The organism is Streptomyces sp. NPDC060064 (assembly GCF_042736455.1).
Classification (GTDB): domain Bacteria; phylum Actinomycetota; class Actinomycetes; order Streptomycetales; family Streptomycetaceae; genus Streptomyces.
Genome location: NZ_JBHWWF010000046.1, coordinates 1 through 23,892, shown reverse-complemented (window position 1 = coordinate 23,892; position 23,892 = coordinate 1). Strand labels below are relative to the sequence as shown.

Genomic DNA, 23,892 nt, shown 5'->3' with positions numbered 1-23,892 from the left:
GCTCTGCGAGCTCGCCGCTCATTTCTCTTGTCTCGCTCATCTCGCTCATCTTGCTTCACCGTCTGCAGCGGCGCTGTGCCGCGCCGCTCCTACGTACGGCCGACTGTCGCCCATCCACCGGCAGTCCGGCCCCTAGTCGATTCCTTGGGGGGAGTCCACCATGTCCGCTCGCTTTGCCTCCGCCGCCGCACTCACCGTCGCCGCCGCCGTCGGCACCACCCTTGTCCCGCTCAGCGCCCACGCCGCCCCGGTGGCCTCGAGCAAGCCCCTCACCATCGAGCTGGGCACCCCGGCGCCGTCCGGGCCGCTGACCCGCGGCGGGGCGAGCGAGACCTTCACGTTCACCGTGAAGAACTCCGCGGACAAGGCGGTGGACTTCCAGCCGTGGATGATCGGCGACACGGACGGCGCGAGCCCCATCGCGGCCTCGCACCTCGTCTTCGACGTGCAGCCGGTGAACGCCCCGGCCACGGACGAGTTCGTCGGGCAGCAGGACGCGGGCGCGCAGGGCATGTTCTACCCGGCCGAGAAGGGCAGGAACGCCCCGTTCTCGGTGCCTGCCAAGGGTGAGCTGAGCTGGAAGGTCTCCGTCGGCCTCGGCAAGAACTACCCCTCCAACAACGGCAACCTGAAGCTCCTGGCCGACGACCTGGCCGAGCACACCCAGCGCCAGAACGACGACACCCTGGTCTTCGAGGCAAGCCCGAAGATCAGCACCGGGCCCGCCTCCATGACGCTCGAGACCGACGAGAACGCTCCCATCAAGCCCGGCACGACGGGCAACGTCGACATCGTCCACCAGCTCAAGGGCGGGGTGACCTTCGACTCCGACCTGAGGACCACCCTGGAGGTCGTCGAGGAGCCCGGCTCCACGGGGAAGATCCCTGAGCTGGTGATCGATGAGCTCGGCGAGGACGGCAGGTACACCAGGGTCAAGAAGTTCGCGGGCGAGGAGAAGTGGCAGCTGGCGGACATCCGCAAGAGCTACGTGATGCACCGCACCCGCCTTCGGGTGAGCGTCATCGACTTCAAGGGCATCCAGAAGCCGGTCAAGCTCACGCTGCAGGCGACGACGTCGCTGACCGAGGGCAACGTCCATCCGTTCCTGGGGGCCCAGGGCAGGATCACGGTCGCCCCCGAGCGCGGCACCGCCCCGAGCGGCAAGCCGACCGCGACCCCCTCCTCGACCGCGTCCGCCTCGCCCTCCCCGACCGCGTCCGCGACGCCGTCCGGCACCCCGTCCGCCTCCGCCACGACCTCGGCGGCGGCCGTCGCGAACGATCCCGTCACCACCACCGGCGCCCTCGCCAGCACCGGATCGTCCAGCTCCACCTGGTACGCGGCGATCACCGCCGCGGTACTGATCGCGGCCGGCGGCGCGCTCACCGCACTCCGCCTGCGCCGCCGCTGAAACAGCGCGCATTGCCGCTGCGCAGCACCCTCAGCAGTTCCTCGTCCGTCGCGGGACGGCCGCCGGCGAGGGTGCTGCGCAGCGTGCGCCACAGCCGTACGGAGAGCCTTCGGAGAGGCTTCGGAGCAGACCGCCTCATAAAATGGATTTGATCTTGCTCCGGATGGCGTAAGGTTGTGTTCACCGACGCGGGGTGGAGCAGCTCGGTAGCTCGCTGGGCTCATAACCCAGAGGTCGCAGGTTCAAATCCTGTCCCCGCTACTGAAGCCAGTGGCCCGGCACTCGATCAGAGTGCCGGGCCACTGTCGTACCCGGCCCCAACCGTCCCCACCCGGCCCAACCGTCGGCGTCGCCCAGTTGGCCGACGGAGAGTCGCAGCCCGGCGCGGCTCCGGCCAACCTGGGATGAGCGCGGTACTTTCCGCAGCCGTGGCTGGACTGGTCAGGAGATCACTGGTGGGGCAGCGAGAGCAGGACGGCGGCGCCAGCGCTCACCGTCTTGTCCTCGCGCTGCCCTCGCTGATGATCATTGCCGGCGTGGTCTTCGATCTCCTCACCCCGTCCGAGTACACCGCATCTCCGCTCTTCGCCGCCGCTCCGCTGATCGCCGCGCCGTTCTTCTCCTTTCCCGCCACGTTGCTGACCGGGATAGCCGCCGTCGTCAGTGTGCTGGGTCTGCACGTCTACAACGGGACCCTGACCCTGACCCCGGCGAACACCGAGCTTTTCACCGTGGTCACCGTCGCCGGCCTGGCGCTCTTCATCAACCGGGTGGTACGGCTCAGCGGCAGGCGCCTGGCCTCCGCCCGGGACATCGCCGAGACCGCGCAGCGCGCCGTGCTGCCCACGCCCGCCGACCGGATCGGCGGGCTGCAGATCGCCGCGCGGTACGAGGCGGCGCAGGCGGACGCGTTCATCGGCGGCGACCTCTTCGCCGTGCAGGACACCCCGCACGGTGTGCGGCTGGTCGTGGGCGACGTCCGGGGCAAAGGTATGGGGGCGGTCGAGGCCGTGGCCGTGGTCATTGGGGCGTTCCGGGAGGCCGCCGAGCAGGAGAGATCGATCGAGGGCGTCGCCGGGCGCCTGGAGCGGGCGCTCACGCGCGAGGGGACGAGGCGGGGCACCCTGGACGTGTTCGAGGGGTTCACCACCGCCGTACTCGCCGAGATTCCGCGCGGCGAGGGCGTGGTGCGGGTGGTGAACCGTGGCCATCCGGAGCCGCTGGTGCTGCACGCCGACGGCGATCTGGACAGGCTGGAGCCGACCGAGCACGCGCTGCCGCTGGGCATGGGTGATCTGGGGGTCTTGCCGGACCTGGCGGACGAGTATCCGCTCCCGGCCGGGGCCACGCTGCTCCTCTACACCGACGGGGTGACCGAGGCGCGCGACGCGGACGGTACCTTCTACAACCCCGTCGAGCGGCTCGGCGGCCGGCTCTTCGCCGGCCCCGAGGAGCTGCTGGACGCGATCGTCGACGATGTACGCCTGCATACGGGCGGCGGTCCCAACGACGACATGGCGCTGCTGGCGGTCAGCCGCCCGCTCGACGGGCAGCCGGAGCGCCGCAGGACCGTAGACGTGATCGAAGGGGAGCAGGAAGACACGGGCCAGTACCGTGTGTAGTCGTAGGACACCCCTCCGCATAACACTTGACGCACCGTCAGAAGTGCGGTGCGGTCCGGGCACCGATCAAGTCGCCCGACTCCGGCCGCTTGTGTCCCGGTAAGTCCAGGCCAATGTCTTCAATGAATAGTCGGAACAGCTTGGATCCGGCCCTGGCGTCTATTAACGTTCGATAACGCAGCGCGGTTGTCCCAGCCGTCGCAAGAGACGGCACCGTGCGCACGCGCCGAATCCCGCAAGGGAACCGGGGAACCACCAATTGGGGTGAATCGGGCACCTTTTGCCGCATTGTTCGCGGTCGAAGCGCTCGTAGGAGACCTTCCTGCTCCGAACCCGTCAGCTAACCCGGTAGGCGAGAAGGAAGGAAAGGAGTACGCCTCCGTGGCGTCCAACAGCCCTGCCCCCGCACCCGAAACCCCCTTTCAATCCGACTTCTTCGGCGACGACGTAGCGGAGCGGGCATGGGAGGAATGGAACCCCACAGAGGACTCCGTTCGTCCGGTGCGCGGCCGGCACCGTGTCATGAAGCAGCGCGGCGGACTCGCCCGCAGCTCCACGGTGCTCGGCGTCGGTGTGATCGCAGCGGTCGGCGCGGGCGGCATGGCCAGCGCGCAGGACAAGCCGCCGGTCTCCATATCGCTGCCGGACCTTCCGGACTCGATCAAGGACAAGCTGCCCGACGCCGCGTCACTGCCGGGTGTGGGCGCCTTCATGTCCGACGGCGCCGACGCGCAGTCGGGGAACGCGAACGCCTCGCCGCTCACGGCGATGACTCTCGCCGCTGACGACGGCACCGAGGACGCGGAGACGGGTGCGGCCGGCGCCGGTGAGGCCCTGCGCGCCCGCATCCTTCAGCAGGCCGATCAGCAGCGGGCCGAGGCGGACGCCGGGGCCAAGTCGGCCGCGGAGAAGCTCGCCGCCGAGAAGGCAGCTGCGGAGGCGAAGCAGCAGCAGACGGCGGCGGAGGCGAAGGCCGAGGCCGCGAAGCAGAAGGCCGAGGCGGCCGCGGAGGCCAAGGCGGAGGCGGAGCGGCTCGCCAAGCTGGCCGCGAACTTCGCGCTGCCCACCTCCGCGTACACGATCACCTCCACCTTCGGCGAGGCCGGCTCCATGTGGTCCTCGGGCTACCACACCGGCCTGGACTTCGCCGCCCCGACGGGCACGCCGGTCAAGGCCGTGCACGGCGGCACCGTCAAGTCGGCGGGCTGGTCGGGCTCGTACGGCTACCGCACGGTCCTGGAGCTCGAGGACGGTACGGAGGTCTGGTACTGCCACCAGTCGTCGATGTCGGTCAGCGTGGGCCAGAAGGTGACGACGGGCGAGACGATCGGCCGCGTGGGCGCGACCGGCAATGTCACAGGCCCGCATCTGCACCTTGAGGTGCACACCCCGGGCGGTTCGGGCATCGACCCGATGGCCTGGCTCCAGGGCAAGGGCCTCACTGTCTGATCGAGCGCCGCAGTGCCCGGCAGTCCTGGCGTGAGCACCTCACGGCAGTCCTGGCGTAAACGGAATAGCGCGGCCCGGTCTGGCTGTTGATCAAGGTATGACTTCCCTCCGTACCCTTGGCTCCTCAGACCTGGCCGTCTTTCCGCTCTGCCTCGGCGGCAATGTCTTCGGCTGGACCGCCGACGAGACGCAGTCCTTCGCCGTGCTCGACGCGTACGTGGCCGCCGGCGGCAACTTCATCGACACCGCCGACGTCTACTCCGCATGGGGGCCGGGCAACGAGGGCGGCGAGTCCGAGACCGTCATCGGCAACTGGCTTGCCGCGCGTGGCAACCGTTCCGAGATCGTCGTCGCCACCAAGGTCGGCGCCCACCCCAAGTACAGGGGCCTCTCCGCTGCCAATATCGCGGCCGCGGCCGAGGAGTCGCTGCGCCGGCTGCGCACCGACTACATCGACCTGTACTACACGCACTTCGACGACCCGGCCGTCCCCGTCGAGGAGATCATCACCGCCCTCGACCAGCTGGTGAAGGACGGCAAGGTCCGCGCCATCGCCACCTCCAACCTCAGCGTCGAGCGGCTCCAGGCGTCCCTGGACTTCTCGGAGCGCGAAGGCCTGGCCCGCTACTCCGTGCTGCAGCCGCACTACAACCTCGTCTCGCGCGAGACGTACGAGGGCGAGCGCCAGGAGACGGCCGCCCGCGCCGGTCTCGCCGCCGTCCCGTACTACTCGCTCGCCTCCGGCTTCCTCACCGGCAAGTACCGGCCGGGTGCGACGGTGCGGAGCCCACGGGCCGAGGGCGCGGCCGGGCATCTGAAGACCGAACGGGGCGTGGCCGTGCTCGCCGCGCTGGACAAGGTCGCCGAGGCGCGCGGTGCCGAGATCGCGACTGTCGCGCTCGCCTGGCTGGCCGCGCAGCCGACCGTCGCCGCGCCGATCGCCTCGGCCCGTACGGTCGAGCAGCTGCCCGCCCTGCTGGCGGTCGCCGACCTGGAGCTGACGGCCGAGGAGCTGGCCGAGCTGACGGCGGCGTCCGCCTGAGAGTGCCCTACGAGCGGTACGGGTTGTAGCCGCCGTAGTCGCGGTACGGCGGTGGCACCCACACCCGGCCCGTCGCCCGTGCCGCGTAGGTCAGCGCGGGCGCGGCCACCTCCTTGCGCTGCCACAGGTGGTGCAACAGCTCCTGCTCGCGCTCCACGAAGTCCGGGCCCGCCGCGTCGCGGTGGGCCCGGTGGCGCAGAAAGGCCAGGGAGGTCGCGAACGTCTCGTACTCCGATACGGCGTGCGCCGCGGCCGGTCCGTACGTCCGCCGCGCGAAGTCGCGCGCCATCGTGCGTGCCCGCATCGAGGAGAGCGCGCGCGGTTCGTCCCCCGCGAGCCAGCCGGCCGCGGCGTACGCGGGCAGCTCGGCGGATATCGTGCGCAGCTCGCGCTGCCGCGTCCAGATCGCCAGCCAGGTCAGCAGGCCGAAGGCCGGCACCATGAACGCCCCGTACACGCCGTAGAAGCCCAGCGGGCCGAACAGCGACGACGCGCCGTTCCACAGGGCGTGCATGCCCATGGCGAGGACGAGACCGAGCAGCGGCAGTGCGACGCGGCGGATCTTCTGGCGCTGTGCGGCGAGCGCGGCGATCCCGAAGCCGATGCCCGTCAGCACCGTGAAGAGCGGATGTGCGAACGGCGACATCACGACGCGTACGAAGAAGGTCGCCGCGGTCATCGAGGCGAGGCCCGAGGTGCCTATCTCCTGGTCCTCGCCGAAGGCGTTGCCCAGATAGAGGATGTTCTCGGTGAAGGCGAAGCCGGTCGCGGTGAAGCCGGCCACGACGACGCCGTCGACGATTCCGGTGAAGTCCCGTCTGCGGAAGATGAAGATGAGCAGGACCGCGGCGGCCTTCGCGCTCTCCTCGACGATCGGGGCTATCACCGTCGCGCCGAGGGTGTCGGCGCTCGCCGGATCCGCGGTGGCGGTGGCTATCCAGCGGGTGGCGAAGGAGTTCGCGATGATCGCGACGAGGGCGGCGGCGAAGGCGCCCCACGCGAAGGCGAAGAGCAGATTCTTCCAGGGTCCCGGCTCGACGCGGTCCAGCCAGCGGAAGGCCGCCATCAGGAGCGGGACGGGCAGCGTGGCGAGGCCCAGGCCGACCAGGAAGCCCTGGGTGCCCGTCTGCTCACGTACGAGCGAGAGGATCACCAGGCCGGAGAGGGCGAGGAAGGTGATCAGCACTCCGGCCCGGACCGCCTTGCTGTGCCAGAGCCGGGAGACGCGGCGCGGCTTGTAGCGCCACCGGGAACGCTCCGGCACGGCGTCGAACAGCGGCTGCTGATCGAACGCCGGGACCGCCGGATGCGGTGGGAAGTGCTGCGGGGACGACTCGGACACCCATTGACCCTAACGAGAGCCACTGACACTGGCGATGGTGCCCGGGGTCCTACTGAGGGTTACGCGTCCGGAGCCGTGGTGCCCACCCGTCGGCGGAACAGCAGGTCGTGCACCTTGTGGCCCTTGTCCAGGCCCTGCCCCTCGAATCTGGTGAGCGGGCGGAACGAGGGGCGGGGGGCGAAGCCGCCGTCCTCCTGGGTGTTCTCGAAGTCCGGGTGCGCGGAGAGCACCTCGAGCATCTGCTCGGCGTACGGCTCCCAGTCGGTCGCGCAGTGGAGGACCGCGCCGGGCTTCAGGCACCGCGCGGCGAGGCCGAGGAATTCGGGCTGGATCAGCCGCCGCTTGTGGTGGCGCTTCTTGGGCCAGGGGTCGGGGAAGTAGACGCGCATCCCGTCGAGCGAGCGGGGCGCGAGCATCTCCCGGAGCAGGATGATCGCGTCACCGTTGGCGACCCGGATGTTGGACAGTCCGTTCCGCTCCGCGAGACCGAGCAGATTGCCCTGCCCGGGAGTGTGCACGTCGACGGCGAGAATCCCGGTGCCGGGGTCCTCGGCGGCCATCTGCGCGGTGGCCTCGCCCATCCCGAACCCGATCTCGAGGACGACGGGCAGTCCGCCGAACATCTCGTCGAGGTCGAGGACGCGGTGCCCGTCGATGTCCATGCCCCAGATCGGCCACAGCCGCTCCAGGGCATCGGCCTGCCCGACGGTGACGCGGCTGCGACGTGGCTGGAAACTGCGAATGCGCCGCTCATGATGCGACCCGGCGGGATCGGCAGCGGGCCCACCGGGAAAGCGGGGCTCGCCCTTGGCACGTATGGGGGGCCGGGGGGCGTCGTCAGAAGCGGGGTTTCGGAGCTCAGACACAATGGCCTGATTCTACGGCGGGGGCGGGGGTGACTTCACCGGGAGCCGAGCCTGGGGCCGAGCTGGGGGCCGGGCCTGGAGCCGAGCCTCGGGGCTGGGCCTTGGCGGGCCGAGCCTGGGGGCCGGGGCTTGGGGGGCGCGCCTGGGGCTGGGAAGCCGCGCCTGGGGGCTGGGGCTGGGCGCGGGTGCCCGTCCCCCGCGGGCGGGACCGGGGCCGTCGTTTACGTCCCCGCACGCACCAAGCGGCCGTCCGCCAGCGCCGTCAGGGCCCTGCGTGCGACCTCTCTTCCGATGGGCAGGGACGCCGTCGCCGCCGGGGACGGCGCGTTCAGCACATGCACCGTGCGTGGTGCCTCGCGGATCAGGAAGTCGTCGGCCAGTGTGCCGTCCCGCAGGACCGCCTGCGCCCGTACGCCCGACGCGGCCGGGCGCAGATCGTCCGCCGTCACCGCCGGCAGCAGCCGCCGTACCGCCGTCGCGAACGCGCGCTTCGACAGCGAGCGGTGCAGCTCACCCGCGCCGTACCGCCAGTGCCTGCGGGCTATCCGCCACGTCCCCGGCCAGCCGAGCGTCCCCGCCAGTTCCAGCGGTCGTACCGCCGACCAGCTGTAGCCCTCGCGGGCCAGCGCCGGGACCGCGTTCGGGCCGACATGGACGCCACCGTCGATGCCGCGCGTCAGATGCACCCCGAGGAAAGGGAACGCCGGATCCGGCACCGGGTAGATCAGTCCGCGTACGAGATCGGGGCGGGCCAGCTCGTAGTACTCACCCCGGAAGGGGACGATCCGCATGCCCGGCTCGTCGCCCGCCAACAGCGCGACCCGGTCGCACTGCAGCCCCGCGCAGTTCACCAGCACCCTCGCCCGGACCACCGTCCCCGATGCCGTGCGCACCGCGACGCCCCATGCGCGGCGGTCGATGGCGGTGACCTGCTCGTCGTACCGGATGTCCGCGTCGGACGCCGCCGCGAGCTGCGCCGCCACCGCCCCGAAGTCGCACACCCCCGTCGTCCCGACATGGATCGCCGCGAGCCCGCGCGCCTGCGGTTCGTACTCCGTGATCTGCGCCGCGCCCAGCTCTCGTACCGGAATGCCGTTCTCACGGCCGCGCTGGACCAGGGCGTGCAGCCGTGGCAGCTCGTCCCGCCCCGTCGCGACGATCAGCTTTCCGGTGACCTTGTGCTCGATGCCGTACTCCGCGCAGAACTTCACCATCTCCGCCGCGCCGCGCACCGCGAACCGCGCCTTCAGCGACCCCGGCCGGTAGTAGATCCCGCTGTGGATCACTCCGCTGTTCCGCCCGGTCTGGTGCCTGGCCGGGCCCGGTTCCTTCTCCAGGACCGTCACCCGGGTCCCGGGAGCCGCGCGCGTCAGCGCATACGCCGTCGACAGGCCGACGATCCCGCCGCCGATCACCAGCACGTCACAGTCGAAGCCATGCCCATGCACCTGCCCGTGATCATGCCCGTGGACCTGCCCGAAGCCCTGCCCGGACGCCGTCACCGCGTCACCTCCCACCCCGATAGTGCACTGGCCCACTGACAATGGCCTTAAACCAGCTGAACCAGGGGGTTCGTGCCCTACGCCGGCGCGACCAGCAGTGGCCTGGCCCTTTCCCGCAGCTCCACGACGCGCGGCTCGTCGCCGTACGGCTCGAGTCGGTGCAGCAGATCCCGTACGTACTCCGTGGTCCGCGCCGAGGAGATCCGCCCCGCGACCTCTACCGCGCGCGTGCCCGCCGCGCATGCCGCGTCCAGATTCCCGGACTCCAGCTCGGCCACCGCCGACACCACGAGCCGCAGCCCGTGCGACCGTACGAACTCCTCCGTCGGCCGCGACAGCGCCTGCTCCGTGAAGCGACGCACCTGGCGCGGCGCCTTCAGATCGCGGTAGCACTCCGCTGCGTCCGCGGCGAACCGGTCGTACGAGTAGAAGCCCAGCCACGTCGGGTCGGCATCGCCCGCCCGCGAGCGCTCCAGCCAGCCCTCCGCCGCCTTCAGCGCGCCTCCGGCCGCCACCGCGTCGCTCGCCTTCGCGTGCGCCCGCGCCTCCACCAGCCGGAAGAAGCTCATCGTGCGGGCGGTGGCGAGGCCGCGATTGCGCTCGAGCGCCGCCTGCGCGAGATCCACGCCCTCGTCCGCGAATCCGCGGTACGTCGCCTGCAGCGACATCGAAGCCAGCACATAGCCGCCTAACGGAACATCCGCGGCCGCGCGGGCCAGTCGCAGCGCCTGGATGTAGTACCGCTGCGCCGCCTCCTGCTGCCCGGTGTCGAAGGCCATCCACCCGGCCAGCCGGGTCAGCTCGGCGGCGGCACCGAACAGCGCCCGGCCCACTTCGTCCGAGTAGGAGCCGAGGAGCAGCGGGGCCGCGTCAACCCGCAGACACTCCGGCACCATCGACGAACGCCAGTCCCCGCCGCCGTACTTGGAGTCCCAGCGGCGCGCGTCCTCCGCCGCCTCCCGGAGTTTGGCCACATCGCTGTGACCCACGCGGGCGGGAGTGTCCTCCGCGGTGTCCACCGACACGGACCGCTCCACCGAGGAGTCGGCGGGCGTTATCAGCCAGCGGGACGCGGGCGTCGCGTAAGCGCTCACTGCGAAAGAACCGGCCAGCGACTGCCAGATGCCGCCGCTGCCGGCCCGCCGGCCCGCCAGATCGAGGCGGTAGAGCTCGGTGGCTGATTTCACCGCCTCGCCCACATCCCGCGGGAAGGCGAGCCCGACCTCGGGGGCCGGGTCGGCGTCCGCCAGACCGATCTCGTGCAGCGGCACCGGACGCCCGAGCTTGGCGCCGATGGCCGCCGCGATGAGATGGGGCGCGGCGCCCTGCGGCACCATGCCCTTCGACACCCACCTCGCCACGGATGTCTTGTCGTAGCGAAGGGTCAGACCGCGCTGCGCGCCGAGGTCGTTGACGCGCCGGGCCAGGCCGGCGTTGCTGATTCCCGCGAGGGCGAGAACGGTGCCGAGTTTGTCGTTCGGCCCGCGTTGCTCCCTGGACATGCGCCACCCCTCGACACACAGACGGCCGCCGCGTCGCTGCTGGGCGCACGGCATTCGTGCTGTGTCCTCCCCTGGTGAACAGCTCCGGACAGCTCCGGGATCCCGGCTGCAAAAGCTCCTGGCCGAACCCCTCGGAATATGCGCCCCTGGGGAGAACATCAGTAAACACAGCGTAGTTCGCCGCATCCCGACCGTTAAGGGGCGGTGTTCCGTATGGCGAGATTGTTGTGCGTTGGAGCAGACGATCTGCCGACGGCACCTCGTCGTCGTGCTCCGGGTGTGTGGCTGTGCGCCCGTCCGTGCGCTCTGGCCGCGCTGGTGGGGGAGCGCTTCCATGAGTGCTGCGTGGGTCGGCCCACTGAGTATCGGAACCAGTGGGCTGGGGGACACCGCCGCCTCAATCCCCGCGGGCGGCGGACGGGTCCGGGGGGCGAACAGCGCCTCCCGGACTGTCGTATGCACGGGCGAGGCACACATGTGCGGCACGGAGAATGGCTGAATGCCGACTGTCCTCCATGTCTGTTTTGCTCCCGTCTGAGCGCTGGTCGCTCGCCCTTTCCTCCTCCCGGTCGTCGTCAAATCGCCAATGCCAGGGGCGCGTTCCCTTTTTGCGCGCGCTACCCGGAGCCCCTCCTGTGCGCCGCCTTCGTGGCAGCATGTTCCCGAACGGCTGAGGCCCGAGCGGTTACGGCCCGGTGGTCCGAGGTCCGGTGGGTCTGAGTTTGTCCACAGCCTGTGGAGGCGGCATGCGGTGGTTGGTGGGCTGGAGCAGTATCGCCGCAAACTTCGGTACGGCCGGGGCCGTCGGCACGTCCGACGATGCCGGCACCGTCCACCCCGTCGGTGCCCAACTCCTGTGGGGAGACCCGGATCCCCTCTGGGCGGTCGGCGACTGGCGCCCCGACGAGGTGCGCGTCGTCACCGTCGACCCCTTCACCAAGCTCGCCGTCCTCGGCTGCTGCGCGGCCAGCGACGAGGAGCTGAAGGTGGGGCTCTTCGCGGCGCGCGGCGGGGCGCTGCGGCATCTGACCGCCTGGGCCGGCAGCTACACCGCCGTCGTACAGGTCGGCCGCCGGATCACGATCGCCGGCGACCTGGCCGGGGCGAGACCCGTCTTCTACACGCCGTGGGCGAACGGCACCGCGTACGCCACCGCCGCGCTCCCGCTCGCCGACCTCATCGAAGCGCAGCTGGACATCGGGCACTTGGCGGCACTGCTCGCCTGTCCGGAGACACCGGAGGCGCTGCGCGACTCGACTCCGTACGACGGTGTGAAGCGCATCCCGCCGGGGCACGCGCTGATTCTGCGCGAGGGCTCGCGCGAGATCACCGGGTACGAGCCGGTGGCGTCCCTCGCCGTCGCCGGGCCGCAGATCGAGGCGGAGCGCGCCATCGACGGCGTACGCGACGCACTGATCGAGGCAGTACGTGCCAGGCTCACCGCGCCGCGGCACGCGCCCGAGACGCTGCCGCCGGATCCCGGGCCGGTGCCGGGGATGGGTCCGGCGGAGCGGCGGGCCGCCCGGAGCGGCCGGGCCGGGCCGACGCCAGGGATCGGCGCGGACCTGTCGGGCGGCAGCGCGTCCGGCACGCTGGCGCTGCTGGCGGCGGGGCTGCCGGGCAGACCGGGCACGATCCTCGGCCATGGGACGGGCGCGGGCGAGCGGCTGCTGGCGGTCACTTTCAACGACCTGGCCACGGGCGGGCGCGAGGACGAACTGGAACGGGCGCGGGCGATCGCCTCCAACCCGCGGCTGCACCATGTGGTGGTAGCGGCGGCGGAGGAGGGGCTGCCGTACGCGAGCCTGGACGCCGGGCCTCTGACGGACGAGCCGGCTCCGTCGCTGATCACCGCGGAACGCCACCGCGGACGGCTGGCCGCGGGCAGCGCGGACCACTTCACGGGGGCGGGCGCGCGGCAGGTGCTTGACGCGCATCCGGCGCGCCTCGCGGACCTGCTGCTGGACCGGCGGCGGCGTCATCTGGTGCGTCCGGTCACGGCGTTGGCACGCGCCGAGGGGCCTTCGCCGCAGTCGCTGTTCATCCCGCTGACGGTGTACCGGGCGGCGCGGCGCCTGGCCCGTACGCCGTACCGCACCGGCCTGGAGACGGCGGCGGACCGGCTGCTGGAGGCGAACCGTCCCGGCCGCGCACTCTCCAACGGTCCGCTGGGCGCGTCGCTCGCCGCCCTGGCCTGGTCGAGGCCGGGTCCTGCGGCGCGCTGGCTGACGGGCGAGGCGCTTGCTGAAGTATCGGTTCGTCTGATGGAAGGGGCGACGCGGCCGACGTCCGTGCAGCGACCCGGGGAGGCCCGGGCGCGTGCAGCGCTGGCCCGCCACGCGACGGACCACCGGATCCTGGAGCAGGCGGCGGAGATCCGCAGCCAGCGCCTGCACGCCCCGTTCCTCGACAACCAGGTCGTACGGGCCTGCCGCGACCTCCCCGAATCGCTGCGGGTCCGGCCGGGCGCCCGCGCGGCGATTCTCCGCGCGGTGCTGGCGGGCGCGGGCATCCACGATCTGCCGCCGGGCTGGGGCGCGACGACGCACGCTTCGTCGACGGCGGCGGCACGGAAGGGTCTGCGGGTGTCGCTCCCGCACCTGATCGCCTTGTTCGACGCGCCGCTGCTGGCGGACGCGGGCCTGGTCGAGGCCCGGGTGGTCCGCAAGGCGCTGCGCGCGGCGTCGGAGGGCGAACCGGTGCCGCTGGACGGGCTGGCGGACCTGATCTCCACGGAGCTGTGGCTGCGGAGGTTGCTCTCGCGGAGGGGGACGTGCTGGACGGGCACGGCGGCGCCACGCCAGCGGGCGGTGGCGGGAGGGGTCCCGCCGAGGCCGACACTGCGGTCGTAGGGAGCGGGTCGCCTGGCGGCGGGCGGGGCGGGGGCGGGGTGCCCGGTCTTGCTGCGGTGGCCGTTTGGGGTCCGCTCCGGGGTTGCGCCGGGACTGCATGATTTACGGCGCGTTGGGGGTGGTCGGAGGGTGACTGTTCCTTGTGCGCCACACATCACGCTCTACGTCCCGGCTCCACCCGCTGCGCGTCCCCCGCCCCTGAACGCCACAGGTCCGCCCGCGCCGAGCGGGTGTGGCAGGTGCTGGGGAACTGCGCCGGGGAGACACCCCCACGCCCCCGAACCCCACCGGCTCCACCGCGCCCCCGGTCCACAATGGGCCCCGTGCGGTATCTCAATCCTCGGCGTCACCGAGGCACGTGACGAGCGCGGCGGCGTCCTGCCCCTCGGTGGGCCGAGGCTCCGGCGGCTGCTTGCCGCGCTCGCTCTGCGGGTCGGCCGCGCCGTGCCCGTCGGCGAGCTCGTCGACGACGTATGGGGCGGCGAGCCACCGCACGACGCCCCCGCCGCCCTCCAGGCCCTCGTCGGACGGCTCCGGCGTGCCCTCGGCAGGGACGCCGTCGAGAGCGCCCCCGGCGGCTACCGTCTCGCCGCTGCCAAGGACGACGTCGACCTGTACGTGTTCGAGCGCCTCACCCGCCGGGCGACCGCCGAACTCGCCGAGCCGGAAACCGCCGCCCGCACTCTCCGTACCGCCCTCGCCCTCTGGCGCGGCCCCGCGCTCGCCGATCTGCCCGACAGGGAGCATTCGCGGCGGTGCTCGACGGTGTGGACGCCGGGATCGCCGCGTACGAGCCGGCGACCGGGCCGGCAGCGGCGCTACAGGGCCTGGCGGCCGCACTCCGCAAGGCGCGCGACGCCCACTGCGCGGAGTTCATCACCGCCCTGCTGGCCGACAGCGCCGCGAGCGTACTCACGCTGAACGGCCAACTCCCGCTCGCCGTCCGGGTCCTGGCCGCCACCGACACCTGGCGCTCGGACAGCCCCCGCTCCGTGCCGGAACAGACGGACGCCGACCAAATCCGCTCACGCGCCCGTGCCGAGCTCGGAATCCGGCGCTACGAGAACGAGTGCGCAGCGGGCCACGCTCTCACCGTCACCCAGGTCATCGACCTCCTTCAGGACACGGGGGAGCCGGAGGCGGTCAGCGGCAGCTGATCTGCGACTGGGCCCAGTCCGCGAGCGCCACCGAGTCCAACGGCGTGTGCGGGTCCACGACCAGCCGGATCGTCTTCTGCCCGGCGATCGGCACATGCGCCGGTACGGCCGCGGCTCCGGCGCGCATCACCGGGGACCGCCACAGCCGCCCACCGCCCCCGTACACCGAGAAGCGCGCCGCCGCCGGGCCCAGGGTCAGATTGTCGATGCCGACCATCGCGTCAAAGGTGCTGCACCGGCGGTTGAGGTCGATGGTGACGGAGGACGCGGCGTGCACGGTCACCCCGTGCGCGTACCGCGTGCCGCCGATGGACATGCCCCAGCGCTGCCAGAGCCAACTGCTCCGGCCGATCCGCACCTCGGGCCTGGTGTGGTCGCCGAAGACGCCGTACTCCAGCTGGTTGACCTGGTACACCCGCGGGGCCGGCGAAGGAGGCGGGGTGGGCTTGGGCTGGGGTTCGGGCGTGGGGTCCGGCGTGGACGTCGGCGGGACCGGGGCATTGGGCTTGGAAGGCGTCGGCGTCGGCTTCGTCGTGGAGTTCGTCGTGGGGTTCGTCGTGGGATTCAGAGGCGTCGGCTTCAGGGACGGCCTGTCCGGAGGCCCGGGCTGCTCCGACCCGGGCTGCTCCGACCCGGGCGGGGCCGGAAACTTCGGCTTCGGTGACGGAGTGGGCTTCAGCGGTACGACGGGCTCCTCGGCCGGGAGCTTCGCCTCGTGCTTCGGAGCGGGCTCGGGATCATGGGCGAAGGCCCACATCAGTCCGGCGGCCGCCGCCACGGCCACCGTCGTCGCGATCCCCGCCTTCGCCAGGGCGCCAAGACCCTCCGACGCCGCGGCCCCACCGGCCTCACCGGCCCCACCGGCCGCGCCCCCGGAGGCGCCCGAAGCACCCGAGGCGCCCGAAGCACCCGCGCCCCCCAAGGCACCCGCGCCCCCCGAGGCGCCCGCGCCTCCGGAGGCAGCGGCGCCGGCTCCCGCCCCCGCAGCGCCGGCGGCCCCGGCCGCCACGATCCCGGCGGCCTTGAGCGAGTACCCGGCGGCGAACCAGCCGATGACCGCGACCGGAAGCAGCGCCGGAATCCCGGCGTTGACATGTGCCAGCTCGCGCGCTGCGAGCCGGCACCTCGCGCACTCCTCCAAGTGCTTGCGCAGTCCGCGCTCGGCCCGCATCCGCAGACCTCCGCGGGAGTACGCCCCCAGCCGGTCGGCGTACCGGGCGCAGTCGCCGCCCGAGGTGAGTGCGGAACTCACATGGGCCTGCAGATATGCCTGCTTGAGGCCCTCGCGCGCCCGGCCGGCCAGTACCGCCGTGGCATTGGCGGTCAGCCCGAAGAGCGGCGCGACCTCGCTCGGTGACTCCTCCTCGACGGTGGTGTGCCAGAGCACCGCCTGCCAGCGCTCGGGCAGCGAGCGGAAGGCCTGCAGGGCCAGCGACCGCTCGGCCTCGTGCATCGCCCGCACATCGGCGCCGAGGGCGAGGGTGCCGTCGCTCGCCGCGTCGGAGCTACGAGCGGCCTCCGCGGCGAACACCGCGAAGTCCTCGACCAATTGCTCCCGCCGCGCCGTCTTCATCCAGGCCGCGGCCACCCGCCGGACCGTCGTGAGCAGATACGCCCGTACCGCCTGCTCGGGTCCCGCACCTCCGCGCACCGCCTGCAGCGTCCGCGCGAACACCTCGGCCGTCAGATCGTCGGCGGTGTGCGCGTCCCTGCAGCAGGTGCGCGCGTACCCCCGGACGGCGCCGGAGTGGCGGCGGAACAGTTCCTCGTAGGCGCTGTCGTCGCCCTTCCGCGTGCGCCGGATCAACTCGGCGTCGGACGACGGCAGCTCACGGCGAGGCCGCGGTACGGACTCGAGCCCGGCACCCCCGCGCTGCGGCGGTACGGTGCACTCCTCCCGGCCACCCTCGGCAGGGCCTGGCGCTCCGGCCGGACCGGAAGGACCGCCGGGACCGGGCGTACCCGAAGACCTACCGGGCCCGGCCTGGCTCGGCACCTGTCGAGAGGGCAGACCGGCCGAATCCGAACCGCCCGTACCACCGAGTGACTCGTCCCGACCGTCACTGCTCATCGCGGAAGCCCCCGTAAGCACCCTCGGACCCGAACACCGGGCCAGAGTGCCACAGAGTGCCAGTTCATCTAACCCTTATGTCCGGCAATCACTCATCCGGGGAGACTTCCCGAACCCAGCACCACCCACCACTTGTTCGGTGAAGGCACATCGGTGAAGGCGCAAACCGACGCCACGCAGCGGTCAATTGGTGACGTCGGCCGACGCTGGTCGGCGCCGATCAGGCGGACCGTGACCGCAGCCCCTCCAGCAGAATGTCCAGCAGCCGGGCCGAGGCCGCCGCCTGCTGCGCCGCGTCCGGCAGCGCCGGCGCAGCCGTGGCTATCACCAGCAGAACGTCCGCCACGGTCACATCACCGCGCAGCTCACCCGCCGCCCGTGCCCGGTCGACCAGTTGCCCCACGACATCCAGCAGGTCCGTCGCGGCCGTGTCGTCCTGCTCCTCCGCGGGCACCGGAGACGGCTCGACCACCCGCAGCTCGGCCGGTGCGCCGACCCGCTGGTGCGGCACCCGCGCCTCGCCCGCCACGACGGCCGTCATCGGCTCCTCGGAGTCCACGCCCACCCGCAGCACCTGCGGCGGCAGCAGCCGGCCCGCACCCGATGCCACCGACGTACGCAGGAAGCGGGAGAGCGCCGACCACGGCTCCTCCTCCTGCCCCAGAGCCGTACGCGCCTGCTCGGTCAGCCGGGAGGTCTCCTCCTCGGCTATCCGGCGCACCAGAACGTCCTTGCTCGGGAAGCGCCGGTACACGGTCCCGACTCCGACCCTGGCCCGGCGCGCCACGTCCTCCATCGGCGCCCCGTAGCCCAGCTCGCCGAACACCTCGCGAGCCGCCCGCAGTACATGCTCGAGATTGCGCTGTGCGTCCACACGAAGTGGCGCCGAGCGGCTGGCCCCGCCCGATCCCACTCGTCCATTACCGCCGTTGCCACCGTTCCCGTCAGCGACCGAAGCCGGTGAAACAGCAGCCTGCCAATGCGAATCCTGAATGGTCATACACGTTCCCCCGGTCATGGTGTCTCCCCCCGGAGACTTCCCCGCCCTGTCTGTCGGGCGTGCCTCGACCGGACACCCCGACGAGGTACGAACATAGTTGAGCCAGGGTCAATTCAGAAGAGGGTAGTTCCGCACGGAGCGCCCCCCGATCGGAGCAAGGGCCGGAAGATTCCCGATTACACCCCCCTGCGCCACCCCCCTCGTAGCCCCTGACCTGCGCACCTTCCCCAACACCCGGGGTCCGGCCCCGGCCGGGTCGCTCAAAGCCTCCGGTCACACAATTTGCCGGGGCTGTGGACAAACGCCTGAGGCCGTTGCGTCATGGGATGGTGAAGGCTGCAAACTTCCGGGGGACGACCCCCGGCCCCCCGCCGGGCACGCGCATTCTCGTCGTCGGCGGCGGCTACGTCGGGATGTACACAGCGCTGCGCCTCCAGAAGCAACTGAAGCAGGAGCTGGCGCGCGGCGAGGCGGAGATCGTGATGGTCACGCCAGACCCCTATATGACGTATCAGCCGTTCCTCCCGGAAGCGGCTGCCGGCTCCATCTCCCCACGCCATGTGGTGGTCCCTCTGCGCCTCGTGCTCGACAGATGCAAGATCCTCATCGGCGAGGCCAAGGCTGTCGACCACGCCAAGCGCACCGCGACCGTCATCACTCTCGCCACCGCCGAGGAGGGCACGGGCGGCGTGCAGATCACGTACGACGAACTCGTCATCGCACCCGGCTCCATCTCCCGCACCCTCCCGATCCCCGGCCTCGCCGACTACGCCATCGGCTTCAAGACCGTCGAGGAAGCCATCGGCCTGCGCAACCACGTCATCGAGCAGATGGACATCGCCTCCTCCACCCGCGACCCGGCGATCCGCGACGCCGCCCTCACCTTCGTCTTCGTCGGCGGCGGCTACGCCGGCGTGGAAGCACTCGGCGAGCTGGAGGACATGGCCCGCTACGCCACGCGCTACTACCACAACGTCAAGCCCGAGGACCTGAAATGGATCCTCGTCGAGGCCACCAACCGCATCCTCCCCGAGGTCGGCGAGGCGATGGGCAAGTACGCGATCCGCGAGCTGCGCGCCCGCAATATCGACGTACGCCTCGAGACCCGGCTGGACTCCTGCGCGGACCGCGTGGCCGTCCTCAGCGACGGCAGCCGCTTCCCGACGCGCACCGTGGTGTGGACGGCGGGCGTCAGGCCGTCGCCGCTCCTCGCCGCCACCGATCTGCCGCTCAATGAGCGTGGCCGCCTCGCCTGCACCGCCCGGCTCTCCGTCGCCGGTGTCGAGCACGCCTGGTCGGCCGGCGACACCGCGGCCGTCCCCGACATCACTTCCGACGAGCCCGGCAAGGAGTGCGCGCCCAACGCCCAGCACGCGGTGCGCCAGACCAAGGTCCTCGCCGAGAACATCGTCGCGTCGCTGCGCGGTGAACCCCTCAAGGAATACGCACACAAGTACGTCGGATCCGTTGCCTCCCTCGGCCTCCACAGGGGCGTCGCCCATGTCTACGGCCGTAAGCTCAAGGGCTATCCCGCCTGGCTGATGCACCGCGTCTACCACCTCAGCCGGCTTCCCACCTTCAACCGCAAGGCCCGCGTCCTCGCCGAGTGGACCCTCTCCGGGCTCTTCAAACGCGAGATCGTCTCCCTCGGTTCGCTGGAACACCCGCGCGCCGAATTCGAACTCGCCGCAGGCGGCAAACGCCCGGGACACGGCCCCCATGGCGCACCGAAGGACGGGCCGCACAGCGGCCCCGGAGGGACCTAGACAAGGCTGGGACAGCGACGGCTGTCAGTCCGGTCGGTCACACTGGACGTGTGACCATAGGTGGGCTCACACCTGCACAGAGTGACCCTTGGCGACAAGCATTGAGGCTAGAAAGTCAGTGAACTTCACGCGTTGGAGCCCAAGGCTCCCCGGTACGCAGCGTCGCGCCGAAGCGCGGGGGACCGACCACGCGGTCTCCCCGGCACAGCGAGGGGAAGGCTCCGTTCCTGCGGCCCGCGGCGAGTACGAGCACCAGCCGGAACCCCTGCCCGACGTCCCCGCCCTCGAGGACTTCTCCGTCCAGGAGATCCTCGGCCGTCTCCCCGCCCTGGTCGTCCTCGTATACGGACCCGAGCACCGCATCGCGTACGTCAACGACGCCTACGCCGCAGCCTTCGGCCCCCGCCCGGTCGGCGCGACCGCCGCCGACACCTGCCCCGAGTTCACCGAGCTGGGCCTGCTCCCGCTCATGGACCAGGTGCTGCGCAGCGGCAAGCCCCGTACGGTCAAATCCCGCAAGGTCCGCGGCCAAGGCTCGTACACCGTCACCTGCCTGCCCGCCGAGAGCCTCAAGGACGGCGGGGGAGTCCTCGTCTTCGCCGCCGACGTCACCGACCACGCGGAGGCCGCCGAACGGCTGCGCGCCAGCGAGCGGCGCCACCGCGAGACCGCGGTCACGCTCCAGCGGTCTCTGCTCCCGCAGGAGCTGGAGCAGCCCGACGATCTGTGCATCGCCGCCACGTACCAGCCGGGCGGCACGGACGCCGCGGTCGGCGGCGACTGGTACGACGTGATCACCCTCGGCGCCGGCCGCACCGCGCTCGTCATCGGCGACGTCATGGGCCGCGGTGTGCGCGCGGCCGCCGTCATGGGCCAGCTACGCACCGCCGTACGGGCCTACGCCCGCCTCGACCTGCCTCCGCACGAGGTGCTCCAGCTGCTCGACGGCCTCGCCGCCGAGATCGACGCCAGCCAGATCGCCACCTGCGTCTACGCCGTCCACGACCCCAACGAAGGCCGGCTCGTCTATGCCTCGGCGGGCCACCTCCCGGTCCTGGTCCGCGACGAGGACGGCACGGTCCGCCGCGCTGAGGACCCGACAGGCCCCCCGCTCGGCACCGGCGGCTGGCTGCACACCTCGGGCACCATCGCCCTCCCGCCGGGCTCCAGCGCTGTCCTCTATACGGACGGCCTGATCGAGCGGCGCGGCGAGGACATCGACGAAGGGGTCGCCGCGCTCGAGCGCGCGCTCTCCGGGGCGACCGGCACTCCGCAGGTCGTCTGCGACCGGCTGATCCGCTCCCTGGGAGTCACCGCCGAACACGACGACGACGTGGCCGTACTGGTCGTCCAGCACCCCACGCGTACGGGCCCGGCGGCCGAGCTCTTCCACAACGCCGCCCTCGAACTGCTCGGCGGAGTCGAGGCGGCCCCGCGCGCCCGCGCCTTCGCCTCCGGAGTGCTGGCCTCCTGGCGCTTCTCGTCCGAGCTCCATGACCTGGGCGTACTGGCCGCCAGCGAACTGGTCGCCAACTCCCTCCAGCACGGCACCCCGCCCATGCGCCTCAGACTCCGCCGCACCGACCGCCGCCTGATCATCGAGGTGACGGACGGCGACGACCATCTGCCGCGCCGCCGCCGCGCGGAAACGGAGGACGAGGCGGGCCGCGGGATTTCCATCGTCGCGACGATCGCCTCGTCCTGGGGGAGCCGCCGCACGCCGGGCGGCGGCAAAGCGGTCTGGTGCGAGTTCGCCCTGCCCGCTTAGCCCGCGGAGCGCCCGACGGACAGGTGGGTCGGCGGACCGGTTGGCCGGCGGACGCGCAGGCCTAGGCAGCGGCCTCCAGCTGCTCGGACGGCTTGTGCTGAGCCACCACGCGCGACTTCGACGCGAGATGGGGCTGGTTCTGCACAGGCGTGAGCTGCTTGCCCAGCCGCAGCGCCAGCGCAGTGATGCCGAGTGAGAAAAGCACGAAGGTCACGATGTACGGCCCGTGCAGCGCGGCCCCCATCGGCCCGCCCACGGCCGGCCCGACCGCCAGCGCGAGCTGCTTGACCAGCGCGAAAGCGGCGTTGTACTGCCCGACCATCGACTCCGGCGCCAGATCGGCGACAAGCGGCGCGACGGTCGGCGACAGCATCGCCTCACCGAGACCGAACATGCCGTACGCGGATACGAACGCGGCCGTCGCCATCGCCTGGCTGCCGTGCCCGAGCCCCGCGTATCCCGCCGTGACCCAGGCAAGGGCCCAGATCAGCCCGACGGTGGCGATCACCCGGCTGCGCCTGCGGCGCTCGACGAACTTCAGCACCACGAACTGCGCGACCACGATCACCGCGGTGTTGGCGGCCAGCGCCGTCCCGAGAGTCGCGGGCTCGATCCCGGCGGCCTCGGTGCCGTATGCGGCCAGGCCCGACTCGAACTGTCCGTAGCAGGCGAAGAAGAGGACGAACCCGAGCACGCACAGCTGCACCATGGCCCGGTGGCCGAGCAGCGCGCGCATCCCGCCCTTGGCCTTGGCCTCGGTGTTCTCGGGCCGCGCCTCCTGGAGCGAGAACGAGCGCGGCAGTCGCACACTCAGCACGATCCCCGCGAGCACCAGGAACATCACGGCCTCGATGCCGAACAGCAGGGTGAAGCTGCCCGGCCGGCTTTCGTCGACGATGTGCCCGCCGATCAGACCGCCGATGCCGAGCCCCAGGTTCTGCAGGAAGAACTGCATGGCGAAGGCGCGCGTACGGGTCGAGGTGTTCGAGCACCAGACGATCATCGTCGCGAGCGCCGGCTGCATCACGGCCGTACCGGCGCCCAGCAGCGCGGCGGACAGCACGACGGTCGGCGCACTGTTCGCCAGCCCCATGCTCGCCGCGCCGGCGGAGGCCAGCAGCGCGGCCCCCGTCAGCACGGGCAGCGGCCCGCGGCGGTCGATGATCCGCCCGGTGAAGGGCAGGGCGACGAGCGCGGCCATCGCAAAGACCGCGAGAACGGCACCGGCCGTCGCCGCGCCAAGATCCCGCACCTGCGCCACATAGACGTACAGATACGGAACCGTGAAGCCGAGTCCGAACGCGCTCAGCGCGTTCCCCGCCTGAATCCGGCGCATCGCCGCGCCCGCCGCCCTGGTCACACTCACCCACTCATGGTCTTGAAGGACTGAAGCCTGAAGACTTCAACACTAAAGTTAGAACCTCAACAATACACAGCGAAGGACTTCAACGCCAACGAGCCTCATGCGATACTTCGGCCCATGCCTACCGCGACCCCTGAGGGCCCCGAGTCGCCCGGCCCCGGTCTCCAGGAGCCCAGCCTCGACGAGCAGATCGCCGCCTATCAGCGAGAGTTCGGCGACCTGGATCCCCAGGTCGAGAAGGTCGTCTCGGCACTCGGCCGGCTCAACCGCCGGATGAACGTGGCGTACGGCCGCCAGGTCGCCGCCCTCGGCATCAGCAATGCCGAGTGGGAGGTCCTGAAGACCCTCGTGCTCGCGGGCTCCCCGTACCGAATGGGCCCGGGTGAGCTCGCCAAGCGGCTCGGCCTCACTCCGGCCGCGATGACCCACCGCATCGACCGCATGGCGGGCGAGGGCCTGGTCACGCGCGACCGCGACGAGAACAACCGGGTGCGGGTGATCGTGGAGCTGACGGACGAGGGCCGTACGAAGTGGCTCGAGGCGATGCGCATGGCGACGCACTTCGAGGAGGACCTGCTCCAGGACCTCTCGGCGGAGGAGCGGGGCGTGCTCGGCGAGCTCCTGATCCGCGTCCTGCGCCGCGTGGAACACGCCCAGCCGGACGCCGGCGGCCGCCTCACCGACCTGGACTAGCGACTGGGTGAACGGCGGGTGGGGCGGAGTTGACACACCCTTCACCGGTACGTAAGGTTCTTCGAGTTGTCACGGAGCCGGAACGGTTCTGCGGCAGCCACTCCCGCCGCGAATGCGGCAACCAAACTCAGCACGATCTCCCAGCCGGGATGAATTTTGGCATGCCGAAATTCATTTCGAAGACTCGATTATGAGTCGCCTGAGAAATCCGCTAGAGTTTGAGCGTCGGAACGGCCCAACAGCCGGAAAGACAAATCCCGCTGACTGGGAGTCAGGCCCGAAAGGATCTGATAGAGTCGGAACCGCCGGAAAGCCGAAAGGCTGGAAAGCGAACCCCGCTCCGACGGGGAATCGGACACGAAAGAGTCTGATAGAGTCGGAAACGCAAGACCGAAGGGAAGCGCCCGGAGGAAAGCCTCAGACAATGTTCTGCGGGTGAGTACAAAGGAAGCGTCCGTTCCTTGAGAACTCAACAGCGTGCCAAAA

17 protein-coding genes, 1 tRNA gene, 1 pseudogene and 1 riboswitch are annotated in these 23,892 nt (G+C 71.4%); of the genes and pseudogenes, 11 read left to right on the top strand and 8 right to left on the bottom strand.

What is annotated here, in order from left to right; genetic code table 11:
- Positions 1-160 precede the first annotated feature (160 nt).
- Entirely contained in the window at positions 161-1,411 is a 1,251-nt protein-coding gene (locus ACFWDI_RS35650) for a hypothetical protein (RefSeq protein WP_385310556.1), read from the top strand.
- Here the strand turns inward: ACFWDI_RS35650 and ACFWDI_RS35645 are convergent.
- Positions 1,383-1,550, bottom strand: coding sequence for a hypothetical protein (locus ACFWDI_RS35645; RefSeq protein ID WP_385310555.1), 168 nt, complete (start codon positions 1,548-1,550; stop codon positions 1,383-1,385). The genes ACFWDI_RS35650 and ACFWDI_RS35645 overlap by 29 nt on opposite strands.
- Before the next feature lie 48 nt (positions 1,551-1,598).
- Here ACFWDI_RS35645 and ACFWDI_RS35640 point away from each other — a divergent pair.
- The 4 genes from ACFWDI_RS35640 (at position 1,599) to ACFWDI_RS35625 (ending at position 5,524) form a co-directional block, all read left to right on the top strand.
- Positions 1,599-1,672, top strand: a tRNA-Met gene (locus ACFWDI_RS35640).
- 194 nt (positions 1,673-1,866) lie between these two features.
- Positions 1,867-3,033 carry a PP2C family protein-serine/threonine phosphatase gene (locus ACFWDI_RS35635; RefSeq protein WP_385310554.1) on the top strand — a complete coding sequence of 389 codons (1,167 nt, stop codon included), beginning with the start codon at positions 1,867-1,869 and terminating at the stop codon, positions 3,031-3,033.
- Positions 3,034-3,247: 214 nt separating this feature from the next.
- Positions 3,248-3,403, top strand: a riboswitch (cyclic di-AMP (ydaO/yuaA leader).
- Between the two features lie 11 nt (positions 3,404-3,414).
- Positions 3,415-4,482 carry a M23 family metallopeptidase gene (locus ACFWDI_RS35630; protein ID WP_385310552.1) on the top strand — a complete coding sequence of 356 codons (1,068 nt, stop codon included), beginning with the start codon at positions 3,415-3,417 and terminating at the stop codon, positions 4,480-4,482.
- A gap of 97 nt (positions 4,483-4,579) precedes the next feature.
- A complete protein-coding gene (locus ACFWDI_RS35625) occupies positions 4,580-5,524 on the top strand; it encodes an aldo/keto reductase (RefSeq protein WP_385310550.1) in 945 nt (314 codons plus the stop codon).
- 7 nt (positions 5,525-5,531) lie between these two features.
- On the opposite strand, the gene ACFWDI_RS35620 is transcribed toward ACFWDI_RS35625, so the two are convergent.
- The 4 genes from ACFWDI_RS35620 to ACFWDI_RS35605 all read right to left on the bottom strand — a co-directional run bounded on the left by ACFWDI_RS35620 (position 5,532) and on the right by ACFWDI_RS35605 (position 10,736).
- Positions 5,532-6,866 carry a PrsW family intramembrane metalloprotease gene (locus ACFWDI_RS35620; RefSeq protein ID WP_385310548.1) on the bottom strand — a complete coding sequence of 445 codons (1,335 nt, stop codon included), beginning with the start codon at positions 6,864-6,866 and terminating at the stop codon, positions 5,532-5,534.
- 59 nt (positions 6,867-6,925) lie between these two features.
- Entirely contained in the window at positions 6,926-7,732 is an 807-nt protein-coding gene (gene trmB, locus ACFWDI_RS35615; RefSeq protein ID WP_385310546.1) for a tRNA (guanosine(46)-N7)-methyltransferase TrmB, read from the bottom strand.
- A 221-nt stretch (positions 7,733-7,953) separates the two neighbouring features.
- Positions 7,954-9,180, bottom strand: a complete 1,227-nt coding sequence (gene lhgO, locus ACFWDI_RS35610) for an L-2-hydroxyglutarate oxidase (RefSeq protein ID WP_385310623.1) — start codon at positions 9,178-9,180, stop codon at positions 7,954-7,956.
- 131 nt (positions 9,181-9,311) lie between these two features.
- Positions 9,312-10,736: an MFS transporter gene (locus ACFWDI_RS35605; protein ID WP_326650915.1), complete on the bottom strand. Its 1,425-nt coding sequence runs from the start codon at positions 10,734-10,736 to the stop codon at positions 9,312-9,314.
- 746 nt (positions 10,737-11,482) lie between these two features.
- On the opposite strand from ACFWDI_RS35605, the gene ACFWDI_RS35600 reads away from it, so the two are divergent.
- From ACFWDI_RS35600 to ACFWDI_RS35590, 3 genes and pseudogenes are all read left to right on the top strand, one after another.
- Positions 11,483-13,588, top strand: a complete 2,106-nt coding sequence (locus tag ACFWDI_RS35600) for an asparagine synthase-related protein (RefSeq protein WP_385310543.1) — start codon at positions 11,483-11,485, stop codon at positions 13,586-13,588.
- A gap of 314 nt (positions 13,589-13,902) precedes the next feature.
- Positions 13,903-14,344: pseudogene (locus ACFWDI_RS35595) on the top strand (BTAD domain-containing putative transcriptional regulator); the annotation flags it as partial.
- On the top strand, positions 14,344-14,745 hold the full coding sequence (locus ACFWDI_RS35590) for a hypothetical protein (RefSeq protein ID WP_385310624.1): 402 nt from the start codon (positions 14,344-14,346) through the stop codon (positions 14,743-14,745). The pseudogene ACFWDI_RS35595 and the gene ACFWDI_RS35590, both read left to right, overlap by 1 nt.
- Here the strand turns inward: ACFWDI_RS35590 and ACFWDI_RS35585 are convergent.
- Together ACFWDI_RS35585 and ACFWDI_RS35580 are read right to left on the bottom strand one after the other, a co-directional pair.
- The gene (locus tag ACFWDI_RS35585; protein WP_385310541.1) at positions 14,732-16,816 is read right to left on the bottom strand and encodes a sigma-70 family RNA polymerase sigma factor; all 2,085 of its coding nucleotides are present in this window, start codon (positions 16,814-16,816) and stop codon (positions 14,732-14,734) included. The genes ACFWDI_RS35590 and ACFWDI_RS35585 overlap by 14 nt on opposite strands.
- A gap of 220 nt (positions 16,817-17,036) precedes the next feature.
- Positions 17,037-17,816, bottom strand: coding sequence for a TetR/AcrR family transcriptional regulator (locus tag ACFWDI_RS35580; protein ID WP_385310539.1), 780 nt, complete (start codon positions 17,814-17,816; stop codon positions 17,037-17,039).
- Between the two features lie 326 nt (positions 17,817-18,142).
- Here ACFWDI_RS35580 and ACFWDI_RS35575 point away from each other — a divergent pair, with 326 nt between their 5' ends.
- Positions 18,143-19,582, top strand: a complete 1,440-nt coding sequence (locus ACFWDI_RS35575; RefSeq protein ID WP_385310537.1) for an NAD(P)/FAD-dependent oxidoreductase — start codon at positions 18,143-18,145, stop codon at positions 19,580-19,582.
- Between the two features lie 118 nt (positions 19,583-19,700).
- Complete coding sequence (locus ACFWDI_RS35570; RefSeq protein WP_385310535.1) at positions 19,701-21,350, top strand: SpoIIE family protein phosphatase; 1,650 nt, start codon at positions 19,701-19,703, stop codon at positions 21,348-21,350.
- Positions 21,351-21,411: 61 nt separating this feature from the next.
- Here the strand turns inward: ACFWDI_RS35570 and ACFWDI_RS35565 are convergent, their stop codons facing one another.
- Entirely contained in the window at positions 21,412-22,686 is a 1,275-nt protein-coding gene (locus ACFWDI_RS35565) for an MFS transporter (protein ID WP_385310621.1), read from the bottom strand.
- 144 nt (positions 22,687-22,830) lie between these two features.
- Between ACFWDI_RS35565 and ACFWDI_RS35560 the strand changes: the two genes are divergently transcribed.
- Positions 22,831-23,406, top strand: coding sequence for a MarR family winged helix-turn-helix transcriptional regulator (locus ACFWDI_RS35560; RefSeq protein WP_385310533.1), 576 nt, complete (start codon positions 22,831-22,833; stop codon positions 23,404-23,406).
- The last annotated feature ends 486 nt before the right edge of the window (positions 23,407-23,892 follow it).